The following is a 15,859-nucleotide window of genomic DNA, read 5'->3' as shown; positions in this document are numbered from 1 at the left end:
CGCCTTGGGAAAAGGTGGGGCGCGATCCCGGACGGAGGGAGGGGTCTAGTCGCCCCTGGCAGCGGCCCGCTTGGCCGCCCGCTTGCGCGCCCGCTCGCGCAGCTCCTCGGCGTCGAGCAGCTTGGCCTCCGCCAGCGTGGGGGCCGAGCCGCCGTGCCGCTGCGGCAGCCACCAGGAGCCGGGCGGCTGCTCGTCGGCCGGGTAGGCCGCGATCGTCTGGTCCAGCATGGCGCTCATCCGGGACTTGAGCTCGGCGTTCTCGGCCGCGGCGTTCTCCCCGGTGGGGTGCATCGGCTCACCGACGGTGAGGGCGATGGTCTTGCCGCGGCGGAAGTCGCGCGGGTGGTCCTTCGTCATCATCCGTTGCGTGCCCCAGAGGATGACGGGGACGAGGGGGACGCCGGCCTCGGCCGCGATCCGCACCGCGCCGGTCTTGAAGTCCTTGAGCTCCATGGCCCGCGAGATGGTCGCCTCCGGGAAGATCCCGACGGCCTCCCCGGACTTGAGGTAGTCCAGCGCGACGTCGAGCGACTTCTCACCCGACGCGCGGTCCACCTCGATGTGGTGCAGGGAGCGCATCAGCGGACCGACGGCCGGGTGGTCGAAGAGCTCGCGCTTCGCCATGAAGCGCACCAGCCGCTTGGACGGGTGCGCCGCCAGGCCGCCGTAGACGAAGTCGACGTACCCGATGTGGTTGTAGGCGAGCAGCACGCCCCCGGTGCGCGGCACGTGCTCGGTGCCGGTCATCTGGATCCGCTGGCCGAGCAGCTTGAAGCCGGCGAGGGCCGTGTAGATGATCGGGGGGTACGTGAGGTCTCGCATGCGGTGAGCCTAGTGGGACTCGACCCGACGCACGGGCTCAGCGGCGGGTGGCGAGGAAGTCGCCGATCCGGCCGATGGCCTCCTCCAGCACGGCGGCCTCGGGCAGCGTCACGAGCCGGAAGTGGTCGGGCTCGAACCAGTTGAAGCCGGTCCCGTGGGTGACCAGGATCTTCTTGGCCCGCAGCAGGTCGATGACGAACTCCTGGTCGTCGTCGATCGGGTAGACCTCGGGGTCGAGGCGCGGGAAGCAGTAGAGCGCGCCCTTCGGGGTCACGTTGGAGACGCCCGGGATGTCGTTGAGCAGCCGGTCGGCGAGCATCGACTGCTCGTAGTAGCGACCACCGGGCCCGACCAGCTCCTCCACCGACTGGTAGCCGCCCAGCGCCGTCTGGATGGCGTGCTGCGCGGGCACGTTGGCGCACATGCGCATGTTGGCGATGAGGGTGAGTCCCTCGAGGAAGTCGGTGGCGATCTCCTTGGGACCGGAGATCATCACCCAGCCGGCGCGGTAGCCGCAGACACGGTAGGCCTTGGACAGCCCGCTGAAGGTCAGGCAGAGCACGTCGTGGCCGGCGTACGTCGCGGCGTGGTGGTGCTGGGCGTCCTCGAAGAGGATCTTCTCGTAGATCTCGTCGGAGAGGATGACGAGCTCGTGGCGGCGCGCGATGTCGACGAGCCCCTTGACCGTCTCCTCGCTGTAGACCGCGCCCGTGGGGTTGTTGGGGTTGATGATCACCAGCGCGTGCGTGTTGTCGGTGATCTTGGCCTCGATGTCGGCGAGGTCGGGGTTCCAGCCGTCCGCCTCGTCGCAGCGGTAGTGCACCGCCGTGCCGCCGGACAGGGTCACCGCACCGGTCCACAACGGGTAGTCCGGGGCCGGGACCAAGACCTCGTTGCCGTCGTCGAGGAAGGCCTGGAGCACCATCGAGATGAGCTCGGAGACGCCGTTGCCGATGAAGACGTCCTCGACGCCGACCTCGCGCAGCCCGCGCGACTGGTAGTAGTTCATCACCGCGGTGCGGGCGGAGTAGATCCCCTGGGAGTCGCTGTAGCCCTGCGACTTCGGCAGGTGGTGGACCATGTCCGCGACAATCGCCTCGGGCGCCTCGAAGCCGAAGGGTGCGGTGTTGCCGATGTTGAGCTTGAGGATCCGGTGCCCCTCCGCCTCGAGGCGCTGTGCCTCGAGCAGGATCGGCCCCCGGACGTCGTAGCGGACTCCACGCAGCTTCTGGCTCTGGACGATGGGGCGCACGGGACCATCCTCGCAGGCCGCGGGGCGGCCTAGCATGGGGATTGCGTGCGTGGACGACGCCGGGGTCGTCGCCCGCGGCGCCCGGACGCAGGAGGTCCCCATGACACGTCGTACCGTCCCGATCACGGTCGACCACCTGGCCGAGCTGGGCGAGCCCTGCCGGTCCTGCCTGTTCTGGGAGCTCGACGCGGTCAACCGCGCCCGCCTCGACCACGACGAGCGCGTCGCCGAGAAGCAGCAGTGGCTGTCCACGGTGCTGCGCGAGTGGGGGTCGTGCGGCCGGGTGGTGCTCGTCGACGGCCGGGTGGCGGGGCACGCGATCTACGTCCCGGCCGCCTTCGTGCCCGGCCAGGCCGCTCTGCCGACGGCCCCGGTCTCGGCGGACGCCATCGTGCTGACCACCGTCCAGGTCCAGCCGTGGGCCCGGGGTGGCGGGCTCGGCCGGCTGCTGGTCCAGGGCATGGCCCGGGACCTGGTGACCCGCGGCCAGATGGCCGTGGAGGCCTTCGGGGACACCCGCGGCCGGGCGGTCGGCTGCGTGATGCCGGCGGAGTTCCTCGGGCGGGTGGGCTTCCGGACCCAGCGGGCGCACGTGACCACGCCGCGGATGCGGATGGAGCTCCGCTCGGCGATCAGCTGGAAGGACGAGGTGGAGGCGGCGCTGGAGAAGCTGTGGGGCGTGGTGCGCCCCGCCCCGGCCCGCGCGCCGCAGCAGCCCCGGACCCTGCCGACGCGGCGTACGGGTCCCTGGCGGGCATCCATCCGACCTCGGCTCCCCGGCCCCCCTACGGCGCCACCGTGACCGTCACCGTGTCGCTGTCCGCCCGGCCCCACCCGTCGGTGACGGTGAGCGTCACCGTGTAGGTACCCGCTGCCGCGAACGTGTACGACGGGCCGGAGGCCGTGGAGGTCCCGACGCCGTCACCGAAGCTCCACGCGTGGCTGAGGACGTCCTCCTCGTCCGGGTCGGTGGACGCGGCGCCGCTGAAGTTGCAGACCAGTCCGACGCAGGTGGGCCTGGTGTTCACCGCGGTCGGCGCCGAGTTGCCGGCGGGCTCGACGACCGTGACCGGGGCCAAGGTCGTCGTCGAGGTCAGGCCGTACTCGTCGGTGACCGTGAGGGTCGGGGTGAAGGTGCCCGGCCCGGTGTAGGTATGGGTGGTCAGCGCGTTGTCGTCGTCGTCCCCGTCACCGAAGTCCCATGCGTAGGAGAGGGTGGGCGCGTTGTCGTCCGTGCTGGCACGGCCGTCGTAGGTGCACACGGTGCCGGCGCAGGTCACGACACCGGCGGCGACCGGCGCCGCGTTGGCGGTGGGCCCGGTGACGCTGACGTCGACCACCCGCGGCTCGGCGACGAAGCCGTGCGTGTCCACCGGCCGGATCAGCACCTGGTACGCCCCGTCGGGGAGGATCGGGGACGTGTACGAGTAGTTCGACGCCACCGATCCCGGACTGTTGAGGAAGGTGCCGTTGTAGCGCTCGGCGGTGCTGAAGGCACCGTTGCGATCGAGGAACAGGCCCGCCGAGTTCTTGATGGCGACCTCCACCCCGGCGATGGCGACGTCGTCCTCGGCACGACCGCTGACGAAGATCCGCGCCTCGGTGAACGCCTCCCCCTCCGTGGGAGCGGCCAGGTCCTCCCAGAGCCACGGCGCCTCTTCCCCCGGGAAGACCCGGTAGCGGGCGGTCGCCCCGGACGTGGACCGGTCGTACTGGTCGGCCGTGTCCATGGCGCGGGCCGTGACGGAGTAGTCGCCGTTGCCGGGCAGGGTGACCGGCAACGACCAGGTCGTGCTGGTCCCGCCCGGGCTGCCCAGCACGGCCGGGCGGGCGGCGAAGGCCGCCTGCAGGCTCCCGTCGGGCTGGAGGTAGCGGCGGGTGCCGTTCTCCAGGACCGTCACCATCACCCGGTCCACGCCGAGGTCGTCGGTGGCCCGCCCGGTCAGGTCGAGCTGCAGCGCGTCCCCGGTCTGGGTGCCGGTCACGTCCAGCAGCCCGTCCGGCGGCAGGTCGCCGGGGACGGCCACGTCGATGGTCATGGCGCCCTGCATGGTGCGTGACGTCGACAGGTCACGCTGGTCGGTGGCCCGCACCCCGAAGGAGTAGCTCCCGGGCACCAGGTCGTCCGGCATGGTGAAGCTCCAGTCGTACGACGTCGCGTTGAGGCCAGCCGGGGAGACGCGGTGCCATCCGGAGAAGAATCCCGAGTAGACGTCGGGGCCCCAGGAGCCGTCCGCGGCGAGGCTCTCCCCGGTGGTGGTGTTGCGCAGGCTGACCTCGACCGAGGCCAGCGCCTCGTCGTCGGTGGCGGTGCCGGTGAAGGTGAGCGGACCACCGGGGCTCATGCCCAGCGCCGGCGAGGTCACGGGCGGGATGACCTCCACGGGACCGTTGATGGTGACCGTGGGTCCCTGGCCGGTGGAGGTGACCGTGTATTCACGCGTCGCCGACCGGGTGTCGGACTGGCCGGCGGTGTCGATCGCCATCGCTCCGACCTTCCACCGACCCTCGTGCGGGAGGTTCACCTGGTGCTGCCAGGTCGTGTCGACCGACCCGGGCAGGTCGGGGTCGATGCGGAACGTCGTGTACTCGTCGACCAGCTCGCCGTCCTCGGTCAGGTAGCCGTCGCCGTCGAGCTCCTGGATGTAGAGCGAGATGCCGTTGACGCCGACGTCGTCGGTCGCCGAGCCGCGCAGCACGAACGAGGTCGCGGTCTGCAGGCTGTCGCGCGGCGAGGAGATCGATGTCGAGGGAGGCAGGTCTCCGAAGCTGAACGACTCGATCCTCTTGGTGGCCTTGTCGGGGTCCTGGCCACCGGCCGCGAAGGCCTTGGCGAGGAGGGTGATCTCGCGGGCGTCGTCGAAGGTCACCGCGAGCGACCACGGCGTCCGGTCCCCGGACCGCTCGCCCAGGACCGCGTCGCGCACCTCGCGGGTCCCCCCGCTCAGGATCTCCACCTGGACCCGGGTCAGGGGCTCCGACGACGTCGCGACACCCTCGATGACCGTCTCCTGTCCGGTCGGGACCACCCGCCCCTGGATCGGCGTGGTGATGGTGGTGTCGGGGTCACTGGGCCCGGGCAGCTCGTCGAAGTCGAAGAACGCGACCCGGCCGACCCGTCCGCCGCCTTGCCGCATCCCGTCGCCGCCGGTGAGCAGGCCGTGCTCGGTGGCCACCATGGCCTTGTTGCCCTCGAAGGAGTTGGAGCCGGGGTGCCACTCCAGCGCCGTCCCGTCCGTGGGGTTGAGTGCCCCCAGGTGGTCGCGCCGGACCACGGCATCCCCGAGCGCGTACGCCGAGAGCCCCTGACCGGTGCCGTAGCCGCGGTTGTCCAGACCCGGCCACGGGATCGGAGAGGTGGGCGACTCGTTCCACTGGAAGTGCCCGCCGAGGTAGACGGCGTGCTCGGTGATCGCCAGAGAGTAGATGCTGTCGAACGCCCGGCTGATCCACCGAGGCTGCACGTCGTCGCTGTTGTCGAAGGAGAAGGCGACCGCGGTGTCGTTGATCGGCGGCCGGTCCCCGCCGGACCCGCTGGTGACCACGAAGTAGGAGTCGTCGGGTGCGATGTCACCGGCGTAGATCCGCTGGATCCCCCCGACGTACTGCAGGTTGTCCTCCCACAGCCGGGTGCGCCACGGCAGCAGCTCCTTGCTGACCGTGCCGATCAGGCCCACGCCGTAGCGGTCCTGCCCGTCGATCCGCCGGGCGGTGTGCACGACCAGCAGCCTCGCGTTGTCGTGGGTCAGCTCCAGGTGCTGCACCCCGAGTGCGCCGTTGACACCGATACCGCCCGAGAGCTGGTTGTCGAACTCGGCGTCGACCGCACCGGAGGTGACGTCGACGGCGGCGAGGCCGGTCAGGACCACCCCGTTGATCCGGGTGAACCGGCCGCCTACGTACAGCTGGTCGTCGGTCGCGGCCAGCGCCTGCACCTGGTTGTTGGTGACGCGGGAGAAGTCGAAGGACGCCAGCGGCTCGCCGCTGGTGAGGTCGAGGCTGGCGACCTTCTGCCGCGTCACCCCGTTGACGGTGTTGAAGGTGCCGCCGACGAAGAGCTTGGTCCCGTCCGGGCTCGCCTCGATCGCCCGCGGCGCGCCGCCACCGAAGGTGGGCCGGAACTCCAGGTCGACGAGGCCCGTGGTCAGGTCGAAGGCCGCGAGTCCCGCCTGGGGGACGACGTCGCCGCCCCGACCCGTGTCGGTGAGCCCCTGGAACCCCCCGACGACGAAGGCGCGATCGCCGACGACCTCGATGTCCCAGATCTCGCCGTCCTCGATCACGGGCATCTGCCTGCTGGCGGTCTCGGGCACCAGCCTGTCTCCGTGTCCAGGTGTCGGCTGCTCGGAGGTGTCCGTCGGGGGGAGCGTGATGACCGTCTCCACGGTCCTGGCCGCGTCGTCCTCGAGGGCGCCGTCGCTGACGGTCAGCGTGACCGTGCGCCTGCCCGGGTCGGCATAGGTGTGCACGGCGTTGATGCCGGTCCCCGTCTGGCCGTCCCCGAAGTCCCAGGCGTAGGTCAGCGCGTCTAGGTCGAGGTCCCTGGAGGTGCTTGCGTCAAACGCACAGTCCAGGTCGTCGCAGGAGACCCCGAAGGCGGCGATCGGGGCGGAGTTCACCGGCGTGGGTGTGGTGGTGGGTGTGGTGGTGGGTGTGGTGGTGGGTGTGGTGGTGGGTGTGGTGGTGGGTGTGGTGGTGGGTGTGGTGGTGGGTGTGGTGGTGGGTGTGGTGGTGGGTGTGGTGGTGGGTGTGGTGGTGGGTGTGGTGGTGGGTGTGGTGGTGGGTGTGGTGGTGGGTGTGGTGGTGGGTGTGGTGGTGGGTGTGGTGGTGGGTGTGGTGGTGGGTGTGCTGGCGGGCGTGCTGGCGGCGCCCGGGCTCACGACGACGGAGAACGTGGCGGCACGGTCGGCGCGGACCCTGGTCCTGGCCGTGCGGGCCTTCGCGGTGCCGGGCGTGACGGATGCGCCCGAGTCGGCGACGAGCATGCTCACCCTGCCGCGACCGGGCGTCGAGCGCAGGGTGGCGGTGTCAATGGCGGACGGGACCTTCCACCCCGGACCCCTGGCGGCCGTGAGGCCCCAGGCGCTGACCAGCCACGAGCCCTGGTCGGTCACCCGGGTCGCCGGGGTCCGGTGGACCTTGCCGGGTCGGTTCGATCCGCGTGCGGCGGTCGCCGTCACCTGCGCGGGACCGCTCGTGCCGCGGTAGGCCGTGACGGCGAGCACGCCCTTTGCGGCCTTGCGGAGCACCACCTTCAGGCGTCGACCCGCGTCCGAGGCGGTGGCCTCGCGGGTCCAGGCCTGGGCGCGGATGCCCCTGCCGCGGTGGGACTCGAGGGGTTGCCAGCCGGGCACCCGCTTGACGCCGGCCTGCGACCGCCAGGTCAGGAAGAGCACCAGTCGGTCGCCCGTCTCCACCTGGGTCGGGATCCTCAACCGGTGCGCCTTGCCCGTGCCGGCGGCGGACGACGCGGCCACCCGGCTCAGCTCCGACGGCGCGGCGTTGGCTGCGGGCGCCACCACCACGGCGGCCGCCAGGAGCGACACGACGCCGAGGGCGAGAGCCACCAGGACGGCGACGAACCTGTGCGGTGCCGGCGCGGCACCCTGAGCGCGGTCGAGCATGGTGATCCCCTCGTTGAATGACCCAATGTGGGTTGCTTGTCAGGTCGACCATGACAACAACGGGGGTCGACCTGGGGGGAGCACGTCGGCGTACCTCACCCAAATTGGGGGTCGCTCTCACCCGCAGGTGGAGCATGGGACGCACGACGCCCCGGCGGCTCCGTGAGGAGCGCACCGGGGCGCGGTGTGGAGACTCGACTCAGATGAAGTCGGCGAGCTCCTTGAGGAGCGCGGCCTTGGGCTTGGCGCCCACGATGGACTTGACGACCTCGCCGTCCTTGTAGACGTTGATGGTCGGGATGCCGGTGACGCGGTAGGACGAGGGCGTCACCGGGTTCTCGTCGACGTTCATCTTGAGGAAGGTGACCTTGTCACCGTGCTCGGAGTTGATCTCGTCGAGGATCGGGGCGACCTGGCGGCACGGGCCACACCACTCGGCCCAGAAGTCCACGAGGACGGGCTTGTCGGACTTGAGGACCTGCGCCTCGAACTCGGCGTCGGTCACGGCGGCGATGTTGGCCACTGCTCCACCTTTCTGTGGGGGTCTCGGGTTGTGCTCAGTCAACACCGTGCCGGGGACATCTGTTCCCCGCGCCGGCGGAACCGCGCCAACGATGGCGATGTCCCCCGGCATCGCGGTCGTCAGGTCGCGGATCAGAAGGAGCAGAGAATCTTGGCGTCCCCCAGCACGACTTCAGGGCCGCTTGTCACGTTGGTCGGTTCGACGACAAGCCTCAGCGCGTTGGTCAAGTCGAATGTGACCGGAAATCCGACACCCAACGTGAGGTTGTTGTTGGCGTAGCGCTCCACGGAGTCGGCCAACAGACGTACGGCAGCCCGGGAGCCGCTCGCGCTGGAGTCGTTCAGACCCACCACCGTGCTGAACCGGATGCAGGATCGGGCCAGGTCAACCTGGATGTACTCGGTGTCCTCCGCAACCGAGTTGGTGTACGTGGCGCCGCTGATCCGATAGGCGCCTGAACCATCCCATTCGCCCTCGACGGTGCCCATGTCGCTCAGGTAGTACCAGCCAAACACCGAAATGACGCCAGCGCCGACGGACGACGCCAAGGTCGTGGGCGTGGCAGGCGCGACGATCCGTACGGCGATCTTGCCGGCGGTCCCAATGGGACCGCTGACCGCCCAGTTACCGGACCCGTCAACCACGGCACCGCCGATCGCGCCCCAGGTCTCACTGGTGGTGTCGTACACCTGGAAAGCCACGCTCTTGCCGATCAGGTTGCCCGAAGCGGTCCCGGTCGCGGTGATCGTCTGCCCGGCCTCGATCTGGGCGCTCGGACCACCCGTGAGGGTGAGCGAGGTGGGCTGCGGCGCGGGCGGCTCGGGGCGGACGATCCTTACGGCGACCGGCTTGCTGCATCGTCCGCGGACGCAGGCACGGTACTGCCGGTCGAAGTTGGTGACGGTCTCGGTGTAGGAGAACCTGCCCTTGCGCCTGACCCTCGTCGTTCCTTCCTCGGTCCACGACTTCCTACCGATTCGTCGCTGTTGGATGACGACGGGGGTGCGCTTGCGCGCTTTCGCGGTGCCGGTGAGCCTGACCGTGCTGCGGGGCGCCACGGTCGCAGGCGCGAAGAGCGTGACAGCTCCATTGGTGGCGCGTTGAAACGTTGTGATGCCCGCTTCCATGTTCACCGCCTCCTGGCCCGCCGCAGTGACAGGGGTCGTGGTGGCGACCAACAGCGTGGCAACGGTGAGTGCGAGACGGCGCATGGCGGTCCTCCTGGTGGGAACGGGTCGTGTGGATCTGACCGTAGGCAGTCGTGTGTCGCCCAGGACATCCCCGGTTTCCGGGGGAGCGGACACGTCAGCCGATCAGTTCTTTACCCGAGACGTCGCCATCGAGTGCAATCGCTCGCCTAGCATCGCGGGCAGCGACCGGACGGGGGGACGGGCATGAGGAGCTGGGTACGTCCGCCTGTTCCACGCCCCACGCAAGGCAGTGCCTACCGGATGTATCGCAGCATTCTCGGTGCGCATGCGTCGATCCTGATGAGCCTCTGTCTGTTCTCTGCGTTGCCGTGGGTGGGAAAGTCATGGGTCACGAGCGAGATCGCGATGCTGCGAAGTGTCATCGCGATCGTCCTGCTGTGCGTTGCTCTGGACGTGTTCCGTGACGGGGAACGGGTGCGACACCTCGTCCTGCTGGTCGGCACATTTCTCGTCGCGACGCCCACCTTGGGCACTCACGGAGTGCCGAACGACGGCACGACTGGCATGGTCCTCTCTGCATTGGGTCTGATGGCCGCCCGCCTCATGTGGTTGCCCCTCGCCCTGGGCGTCGTCGCCACCTGTGCGGGTGTCCACATCGTCGTCCTGCGTGCCTTGGACCTTGCGGGTGCGGGACTCACGCTCGACACCATCGTCTTGGCACTCAGCACGGCTTCGGCGGCCGTGAGCTTCGTGAACGCCATGCAGCACAGCTCGATCACCACCGAGCAGGTCGCGCTGGCCAACCGGCAACGGGAACTCGAGCTGGCCAAGGAGGAGACTGAGAGAGACGCACGCGGGATCAGCCAGCGCGTGCTGCACGACGACGTCCTCGGGACCCTCCACCTGATCGCTGATGCATCGGCCCCGCCGCCGCGCATCCGAAGGCAGTGCTCCGCCACGGTCGCCGCGATGAAGGCGGTCCTGGAGCGCGAAGAGGGCGAGGCGGGGCCTGTGGGGGCGCCCGGCGACGACAGCCTCGGGCTGGCGAGTTCATACGCGCAGCTGGTGCACGACATCCGGTCCGGATCCCCGATCAGGGTGCATGTCGCGGTGGGTGCCAGGATGGCCCGTTTGCCGGAACTGTCCCCCGATCGACTTGCCGCCTTGCGGAGGGCCGCACTCGAAGGCGTTCGCAATGCGCTTCGCCACGGCCGTGCCGATGCCGTGACCTTGGCGCTGTGGGGTGATCGCCGGGACGTCCATTTGGAGGTACGGGATCGAGGGAGAGGGGTCGATGCCACTGCAGCCGAGGGCTTCGGGCTCTCGCAGTCCGTGCGTCGACCGCTCCAGGCGTTGGGGGGTTCCGCTGCGCTGCGTCCTCGCGAAGGTGGTGGCGCGACTCTGGCCATGACCATCCCTCGGCACGATGGCTCCCGCGTGCGCCAGCTCCAGCGAGCCCACGAGCTGACCACTGCCAGTCTCGGGCCCATCAGCACCCTGTCGAGATCGGTCGCATTCCCACTGGCCGCCGCCTGGACCGTCGTGGCGGTCCACAGCGCCGCTGTGAATGGCACGTGGAGTCAGCTGTGGCTCGCTGTCGGATGGCTGGCCTCGACCTACCTCATCGTGCGTCGCGTGGAGTCTCGAGCGCCGGACACAGCCTGGCTGGTGACCATGGGGTGCGCGCTGGCCGGCTTGCAGGTGGTCGGGTTGATCACCATGGCCGACGAAGCCATGCTCGACTTCCGATCGTGGTCCGTCGGCATGAGTGCTCTGCCACTGGTGGTGCTCGTCTTCAACCTGCCCATCCGGGCGGGCGCACTGGTCATCGTGATGCACCTCCTGATCGTCGTCGGGGCGCCGCTCATTAGGCCCGAACTCACCGGTGGTCTGGTCCCGTGGGGATCGATCAACGCCGTGGTGACCTGCCCCGTTCCCTCGCTGGTACTCGGGTGGCTCATCCGTCGACAGGGTAAGAGCCTGCGGACGGAGCAGGCGCGTGAGTTCGAGCTTGAGCATGCACTGGCGGTGCGTCAGTGGCGCGACGCAACCGCTCACATGTACTTCGCCCATGTCCGTGCCGAGACGTTGCCGTGGCTGCAGCGGATCGCCAACGGCGAGCTCTCCCTGCACGCAGCACCGACCCGTGACCGCGCGCGACTTCTCGCAGTGTCGGCGCGCGATGACCTGTATGCACCGGGCTTCTTCGACGAAGCCCTCCGTCTGCAAGTCGCGCGCTTCCGTGAGGCAGGCGGCGTGATCGAGCTCCGCGCAGGGCTCACCCCCGGCGCTTCGACAAGAACTGTAGGACAGGTGCTGGCCCGCGTTCTGCCTCATTCAGGCGGGCACCGGGTCATCGTCACACCGCCGTCGATGGATGACCCACGAGTCAGGATCTCGATCGTCCCCGCACCCGACAGACCCGCCATCGACCTGCTGCATGGACAGCAGGAGGCAGTCATTGAAACCGATGTGGACGAGTTCCGGGCGGTCCTCCTGATCGAGGACCTCCCCGTTTTGGGGTAGAGACACCGGCTAGGCCGGACAGATAGGCAACTCCCATGCAGCCATCTGCTCGCGTGACCGTCGCCGTGCTGGACAACCAAGAGGTCGTCCGTGACGGTGTGGCCGCTGCGGTCCACCGACACGGCGAGGAGCTACAACTGGTCGGTTCGTACGGCGCAGTGGACGAGGTGGATGTCGACGGTCCCGGACCTGACGTGCTGGTGCTGGACCTGTACCTCGGGCGTGATGACGTGCTGGTCCTCGACCACATTCCCGCGCTCGCGGCTTGGGCCGGCGCTGTCGTCCTGCACACGGCGGAGGAGAAGCCGATGCCACTGCGCCGGGCGCTTGCCCACGGTGTCCACGGGGTAATCCTGAAGAACGACGGAACCGAGGCTCTCGTGAACGTGGTGCGGCGGGCCGCGATGGGCGACTTCGTCTGCAGCAGTGTGGTGGCCGAGGCCCTCATCAGCGACGTCTCTCTCACCCCGCGGCTGACGGTCCGGGAAGTGGAGGTCCTCTCCAACCTCCGCGACGGATTGACCCAGCGCCAGGTTGGATCGCGGCTGAAGGTGGCGGAGGAGACGGTCCGTGCACACCTGAAGTCGATCAGAGGCAAGTACATCGACGCCGAACGTGAGGTCACCAACACAGGCAGCCTGGTTCGCGAGGCGGGGCTGGACGGCTGGATCTGACCCCGCCCAGCAGGTCCCCGGCCGGCCGGGGACCTGCTCCGTCATGAAGTTGACGGGCGTGCTTCGCTCGCACGCGCGGCGGCCCTGCGCACTCGCCGCTGGTCTCGCTTCGAGGAGTCGAGCCTCGAGGCTGAACGTCCGTGACCGCTACCGCACGTCGTGGCCACAATAGGGGCACTTGTAGGTTTCGGAATCGCCACGCTTCTTGTAGCAGGTGTGCCCCTTGGGACAGGTCGCCTGGATGTCGTAGTTGCCGCGTGCTGTCTTGTAAGCCTCGGTCTTGAACATGAGCGTCTACCTCCGTGATTCGGCCGGGGATCCCCCCCAGATGACGTGGCCACCAAAGATGTGGCCCAAGGGAAGACTGCGCGAAGTGTCGTAGGTGCAGCATTCCCGGAATAGGGGAGGCAACAGTGGCCACGAGCGTGAACCGCGTCGTCCCCCGGAAGTGGGGATGTACTGCTCCGTATTCCTTGGGATTCCCTTCAGGCGAGGGGTCAGCGGAACCCGACAATGACCGGAACGGATGCAGACATGACGAATTGGAACGCACTCACCAGCTTCATCAGTAGCAATTACGACGTCAATGAGATGACGGACAGCAGGGTCAAGATGGTCTTCAACACCGGGGACCTACGGTCTCAGGTGGTCTTCCTGTGGCGCATGGAACTGGCCCAGGGCGAGGAGTGGATTCAGGTTGAGTCCGTCATCGGACCGATCGCCTCGCTCGACATGGTGCAGGCGCTTCGGATCATGGAGAACCACGTCTGCGGGGGGTTGGCGCTGTCGGGTGAGCTGCTCACCGTGCGTCACGCGGCTCCACTCGCGAACCTGGACGCGAACGAGATCGTCCGGCCGATCGTCCTGGTGACCAGCACCGCGGACGATCTCGAGAAGCAGCTCATCGGGTCGGACACCTTCTGAGATGCGGGGCACGCGGAAGGGCTGTGCGGCATCGTGGATCGCGCGCCGTGGTTGTGCGGTCGTGGCAGTGGCACTGGTGTCGCTCCTGATGACGGCGTGCGGACAGGAGCGCTCGGCGGAGGCCTACTGCTCGACGATGGACGAGTACAAGAAGCGATACCTCGAGGCGTGGGCCAGCGCAGACGAGCAAGCAAGCAGCGGAAGCGCCCTCGGCGCCCTCGAAGGCCTGAGCAGGGGAATGGGCGCCATGGGCGACCTGGCGCAGATGTGGGAGGCGCTGTCGGAGGTTGCTCCGGACGAGATCCGACAGGACACCGAATCCGTTCGGGATGCCTACGAATCGCAACTGGAGTCCAGCAAGGAGTCGGCTGACAACGCGCTGGGTGCCTTCGCGTCCAGTCTGATGGCAGGACTCCAGACTGCCCCCGCCCTAGGGAGGATCGACGAGTACGTTCGGGTCAACTGTGGGTGATGGGCAGGAGGGTCGCCGCAGACGAGTCCAGCATCTGGTCGAGCGACGGGAGTTCCAAGCCTTCATCATCCTGGTCATCGTCGTGAACGCAGCCCTGATCGGCGTCGAGGCCACTCCGGCGCTCGCCACGAACCATGCAGAGGTCCTTAGGTGGGCGACGTTCGGCACCGTGATGATCTTTGTCGTCGAGGTGTCCCTGCGTCTGTACGCCTACGGCCCCCAATTCTTCAGAAGTCCGTGGAACCTCTTTGACCTCGCCGTGGTACTTATCTCCGCGGTGCCCGGCGGCAGCGGCTATTCGTTGCTCAGGATATTCCGGGTCTTTCGGGTGCTTCGCCTTCTCTCGACGGTCCGGTCGATGCGCAGGGTGGTCGGGGCTCTCGTCGCGACCATCCCGGGCATGGCTTCCATAGGAGCGTTGCTGGGGATCGTCATGTACATCTCAGCCGTGCTCTCGACCGAGTTGTTCGGAGAGGCCGACCCGGAGCACTTCGGCTCGCTCGGTCCCTCGTTTCGGTCCATCTTCCAGATAACAACCGGAGACGACTGGGCCAACGTCGTCGCGGGGGTCGCATCTGACAACCCCTGGGCGTGGGCGTTCTTTGCTGCCTACCTGATCGTGGCGACCTACATCGTGCTCAACCTCTTCGTGGCGGTCGCCGTGGAGGCACTGGACCGTCAGTCCGATGACTCGATCGATGGTGTCGTCGAGACGGTCGACGAGGTCGAGACCGCAGTGGACGAGTCGACCCGCACAGTCCTGGCCGAGCTCGCGCACATTCGCACCCGTCTCGACGAGTTGGCGAGTGTGCGGTCACACGACTCGAAGTGTTCGGTCCACTACTCCGTTGTGGAGTGATTGCCCAATCAGAGACCGGCGGTCTGCACGACCTCGGTGACGATCTCGTCGGTCTCCGCCGGAGAGGCGTCCACGAGCGCGGCGTGGTCGAGGGCTGCCACGTAGCGCTCGGCGTCGAGGGCCGCGGCGCACCCGGTGCCGGCGGCGGTGATCGCCTGGCGGTACTGGTGGTCGACGAGGTCGCCGGCGGCGAAGACGCCCTGGATGTTGGTGGCCGTCGACGGGTGGTCGACGAGGACGTAGCCCTCGTCGTCGAGGTCGACCTGGCCGGCGAGCAGCTCGGAGCGCGGGTCGTGGCCGATGGCGATGAAGAGGCCGGTCACGTCGAGCTGGCGCTCCTCACCGGTGACGGTGTCGCGCAGCACGACCGACTCGAGCTTGTCGGCGCCGTTGATCGCGGCGACCTCGGAGTTCCACACCATCTCCAGCTTGGGGTCGGCGAAGGCGCGCTCCTGCATGATCTTGGAGGCGCGCAGCTCGTCGCGGCGGTGGATCAGGTAGACCTTCGAGGCGAAGCGGGTGAGGAAGGTGGCCTCCTCGATGGCGGAGTCGCCGCCGCCGACGACCGCGATGGCCTGCTCGCGGAAGAAGAAGCCGTCGCACGTGGCGCACCAGGAGACGCCGCGACCGGAGAGCTCCTCCTCGCGGGGCAGCCCGAGCTTGCGGTAGCCCGAGCCGGTCGCCAGGACGACCGAGCGCGCGGTGTAGGTGTCGGTGGCCGTCTTGACGACCTTGACCTCGCCGGTGAGGTCGACCTCGACGACGTCGTCGGAGATCAGCTCCGCCCCGAAGCGCTCGGCCTGGGCGCGCATCTCGTCCATCAGGGCCGGGCCCATGATGCCGTCGCGGAAACCGGGGAAGTTCTCGACCTCGGTGGTGTTCATCAGGGCGCCACCGGCGGTGACGGAGCCCTCGAAGACCAGCGGCTCCAGGGCCGCGCGGGCGGCGTAGACCGCGGCGGTGTAGCCCGACGGGCCCGAGCCGATGATGATCACGTTGCGGGTCTCGGTGCGCTCAGTCATGCGTGTTCAG

12 protein-coding genes are annotated in these 15,859 nt (G+C 68.7%); 6 read left to right on the top strand and 6 right to left on the bottom strand.

All coding sequences use genetic code 11. The features are described 5' to 3' along the window. Positions 1-45: 45 nt before the first annotated feature. Together DAE25_RS10690 and DAE25_RS10685 are read right to left on the bottom strand one after the other, a co-directional pair. Positions 46-822 (bottom strand): lysophospholipid acyltransferase family protein, encoded by a 777-nt coding sequence (locus DAE25_RS10690; RefSeq protein WP_107766184.1) that lies wholly within the window; start codon positions 820-822, stop codon positions 46-48. A gap of 37 nt (positions 823-859) precedes the next feature. Beyond that, on the bottom strand, positions 860-2,074 hold the full coding sequence (locus DAE25_RS10685) for a pyridoxal phosphate-dependent aminotransferase (protein WP_107766183.1): 1,215 nt from the start codon (positions 2,072-2,074) through the stop codon (positions 860-862). Between the two features lie 100 nt (positions 2,075-2,174). On the opposite strand from DAE25_RS10685, the gene DAE25_RS10680 reads away from it, so the two are divergent. Further along, positions 2,175-2,876: a GNAT family N-acetyltransferase gene (locus DAE25_RS10680; RefSeq protein WP_107766360.1), complete on the top strand. Its 702-nt coding sequence runs from the start codon at positions 2,175-2,177 to the stop codon at positions 2,874-2,876. Here DAE25_RS10680 and DAE25_RS10675 read toward each other — a convergent pair. From DAE25_RS10675 to DAE25_RS10665, 3 genes are all read right to left on the bottom strand, one after another. Further along, entirely contained in the window at positions 2,860-7,698 is a 4,839-nt protein-coding gene (locus DAE25_RS10675; RefSeq protein WP_107766182.1) for a PKD domain-containing protein, read from the bottom strand. The two genes, DAE25_RS10680 and DAE25_RS10675, sit on opposite strands and share 17 nt — an antisense overlap. A gap of 199 nt (positions 7,699-7,897) precedes the next feature. Further along, entirely contained in the window at positions 7,898-8,221 is a 324-nt protein-coding gene (gene trxA, locus DAE25_RS10670) for a thioredoxin (protein WP_056887986.1), read from the bottom strand. 131 nt (positions 8,222-8,352) lie between these two features. After that, positions 8,353-9,432, bottom strand: coding sequence for an NPCBM/NEW2 domain-containing protein (locus DAE25_RS10665; protein WP_107766180.1), 1,080 nt, complete (start codon positions 9,430-9,432; stop codon positions 8,353-8,355). Between the two features lie 240 nt (positions 9,433-9,672). On the opposite strand from DAE25_RS10665, the gene DAE25_RS10660 reads away from it, so the two are divergent. The 5 genes from DAE25_RS10660 (at position 9,673) to DAE25_RS10640 (ending at position 14,827) form a co-directional block, all read left to right on the top strand. Next, positions 9,673-11,898 (top strand): ATP-binding protein, encoded by a 2,226-nt coding sequence (locus tag DAE25_RS10660; protein ID WP_107766179.1) that lies wholly within the window; start codon positions 9,673-9,675, stop codon positions 11,896-11,898. 53 nt (positions 11,899-11,951) lie between these two features. Then, entirely contained in the window at positions 11,952-12,572 is a 621-nt protein-coding gene (locus DAE25_RS10655) for a helix-turn-helix transcriptional regulator (RefSeq protein WP_159083676.1), read from the top strand. Positions 12,573-13,106: 534 nt separating this feature from the next. Further along, positions 13,107-13,496 carry a hypothetical protein gene (locus DAE25_RS10650; protein WP_107766177.1) on the top strand — a complete coding sequence of 130 codons (390 nt, stop codon included), beginning with the start codon at positions 13,107-13,109 and terminating at the stop codon, positions 13,494-13,496. A 61-nt stretch (positions 13,497-13,557) separates the two neighbouring features. Next, positions 13,558-13,968, top strand: coding sequence for a hypothetical protein (locus DAE25_RS10645; RefSeq protein ID WP_159083675.1), 411 nt, complete (start codon positions 13,558-13,560; stop codon positions 13,966-13,968). Continuing rightward, entirely contained in the window at positions 13,961-14,827 is an 867-nt protein-coding gene (locus DAE25_RS10640) for an ion transporter (RefSeq protein WP_107766175.1), read from the top strand. The genes DAE25_RS10645 and DAE25_RS10640 overlap by 8 nt, the downstream gene beginning before the upstream one ends. A gap of 8 nt (positions 14,828-14,835) precedes the next feature. Here DAE25_RS10640 and trxB read toward each other — a convergent pair whose 3' ends face one another. After that, positions 14,836-15,849 (bottom strand): thioredoxin-disulfide reductase, encoded by a 1,014-nt coding sequence (gene trxB / locus DAE25_RS10635; RefSeq protein WP_107766174.1) that lies wholly within the window; start codon positions 15,847-15,849, stop codon positions 14,836-14,838. Positions 15,850-15,859 lie beyond the last annotated feature (10 nt).

This window comes from Nocardioides terrigena (assembly GCF_003047265.1).
GTDB lineage: Bacteria > Actinomycetota > Actinomycetes > Propionibacteriales > Nocardioidaceae > Nocardioides > Nocardioides terrigena.
Note: the sequence above shows the minus strand (reverse complement) of the source record. Positions and strands in the feature narration are given on the sequence as shown.

Excerpts from the sequence above, each read along its gene's own strand:
- DAE25_RS10690 (WP_107766184.1), bottom strand. The coding sequence starts at position 822 with ATGCGAGACCTCACGTACCCCCCGATCATCTACACGGCCCTCGCCGGC.
- DAE25_RS10680 (WP_107766360.1), top strand. The coding sequence starts at position 2,175 with ATGACACGTCGTACCGTCCCGATCACGGTCGACCACCTGGCCGAGCTG.
- DAE25_RS10675 (WP_107766182.1), bottom strand. The coding sequence starts at position 7,698 with ATGCTCGACCGCGCTCAGGGTGCCGCGCCGGCACCGCACAGGTTCGTC.
- DAE25_RS10665 (WP_107766180.1), bottom strand. The coding sequence starts at position 9,432 with ATGCGCCGTCTCGCACTCACCGTTGCCACGCTGTTGGTCGCCACCACG.
- DAE25_RS10660 (WP_107766179.1), top strand. The coding sequence starts at position 9,673 with ATGTATCGCAGCATTCTCGGTGCGCATGCGTCGATCCTGATGAGCCTC.
- DAE25_RS10650 (WP_107766177.1), top strand. The coding sequence starts at position 13,107 with ATGACGAATTGGAACGCACTCACCAGCTTCATCAGTAGCAATTACGAC.
- trxB (WP_107766174.1), bottom strand. The coding sequence starts at position 15,849 with ATGACTGAGCGCACCGAGACCCGCAACGTGATCATCATCGGCTCGGGC.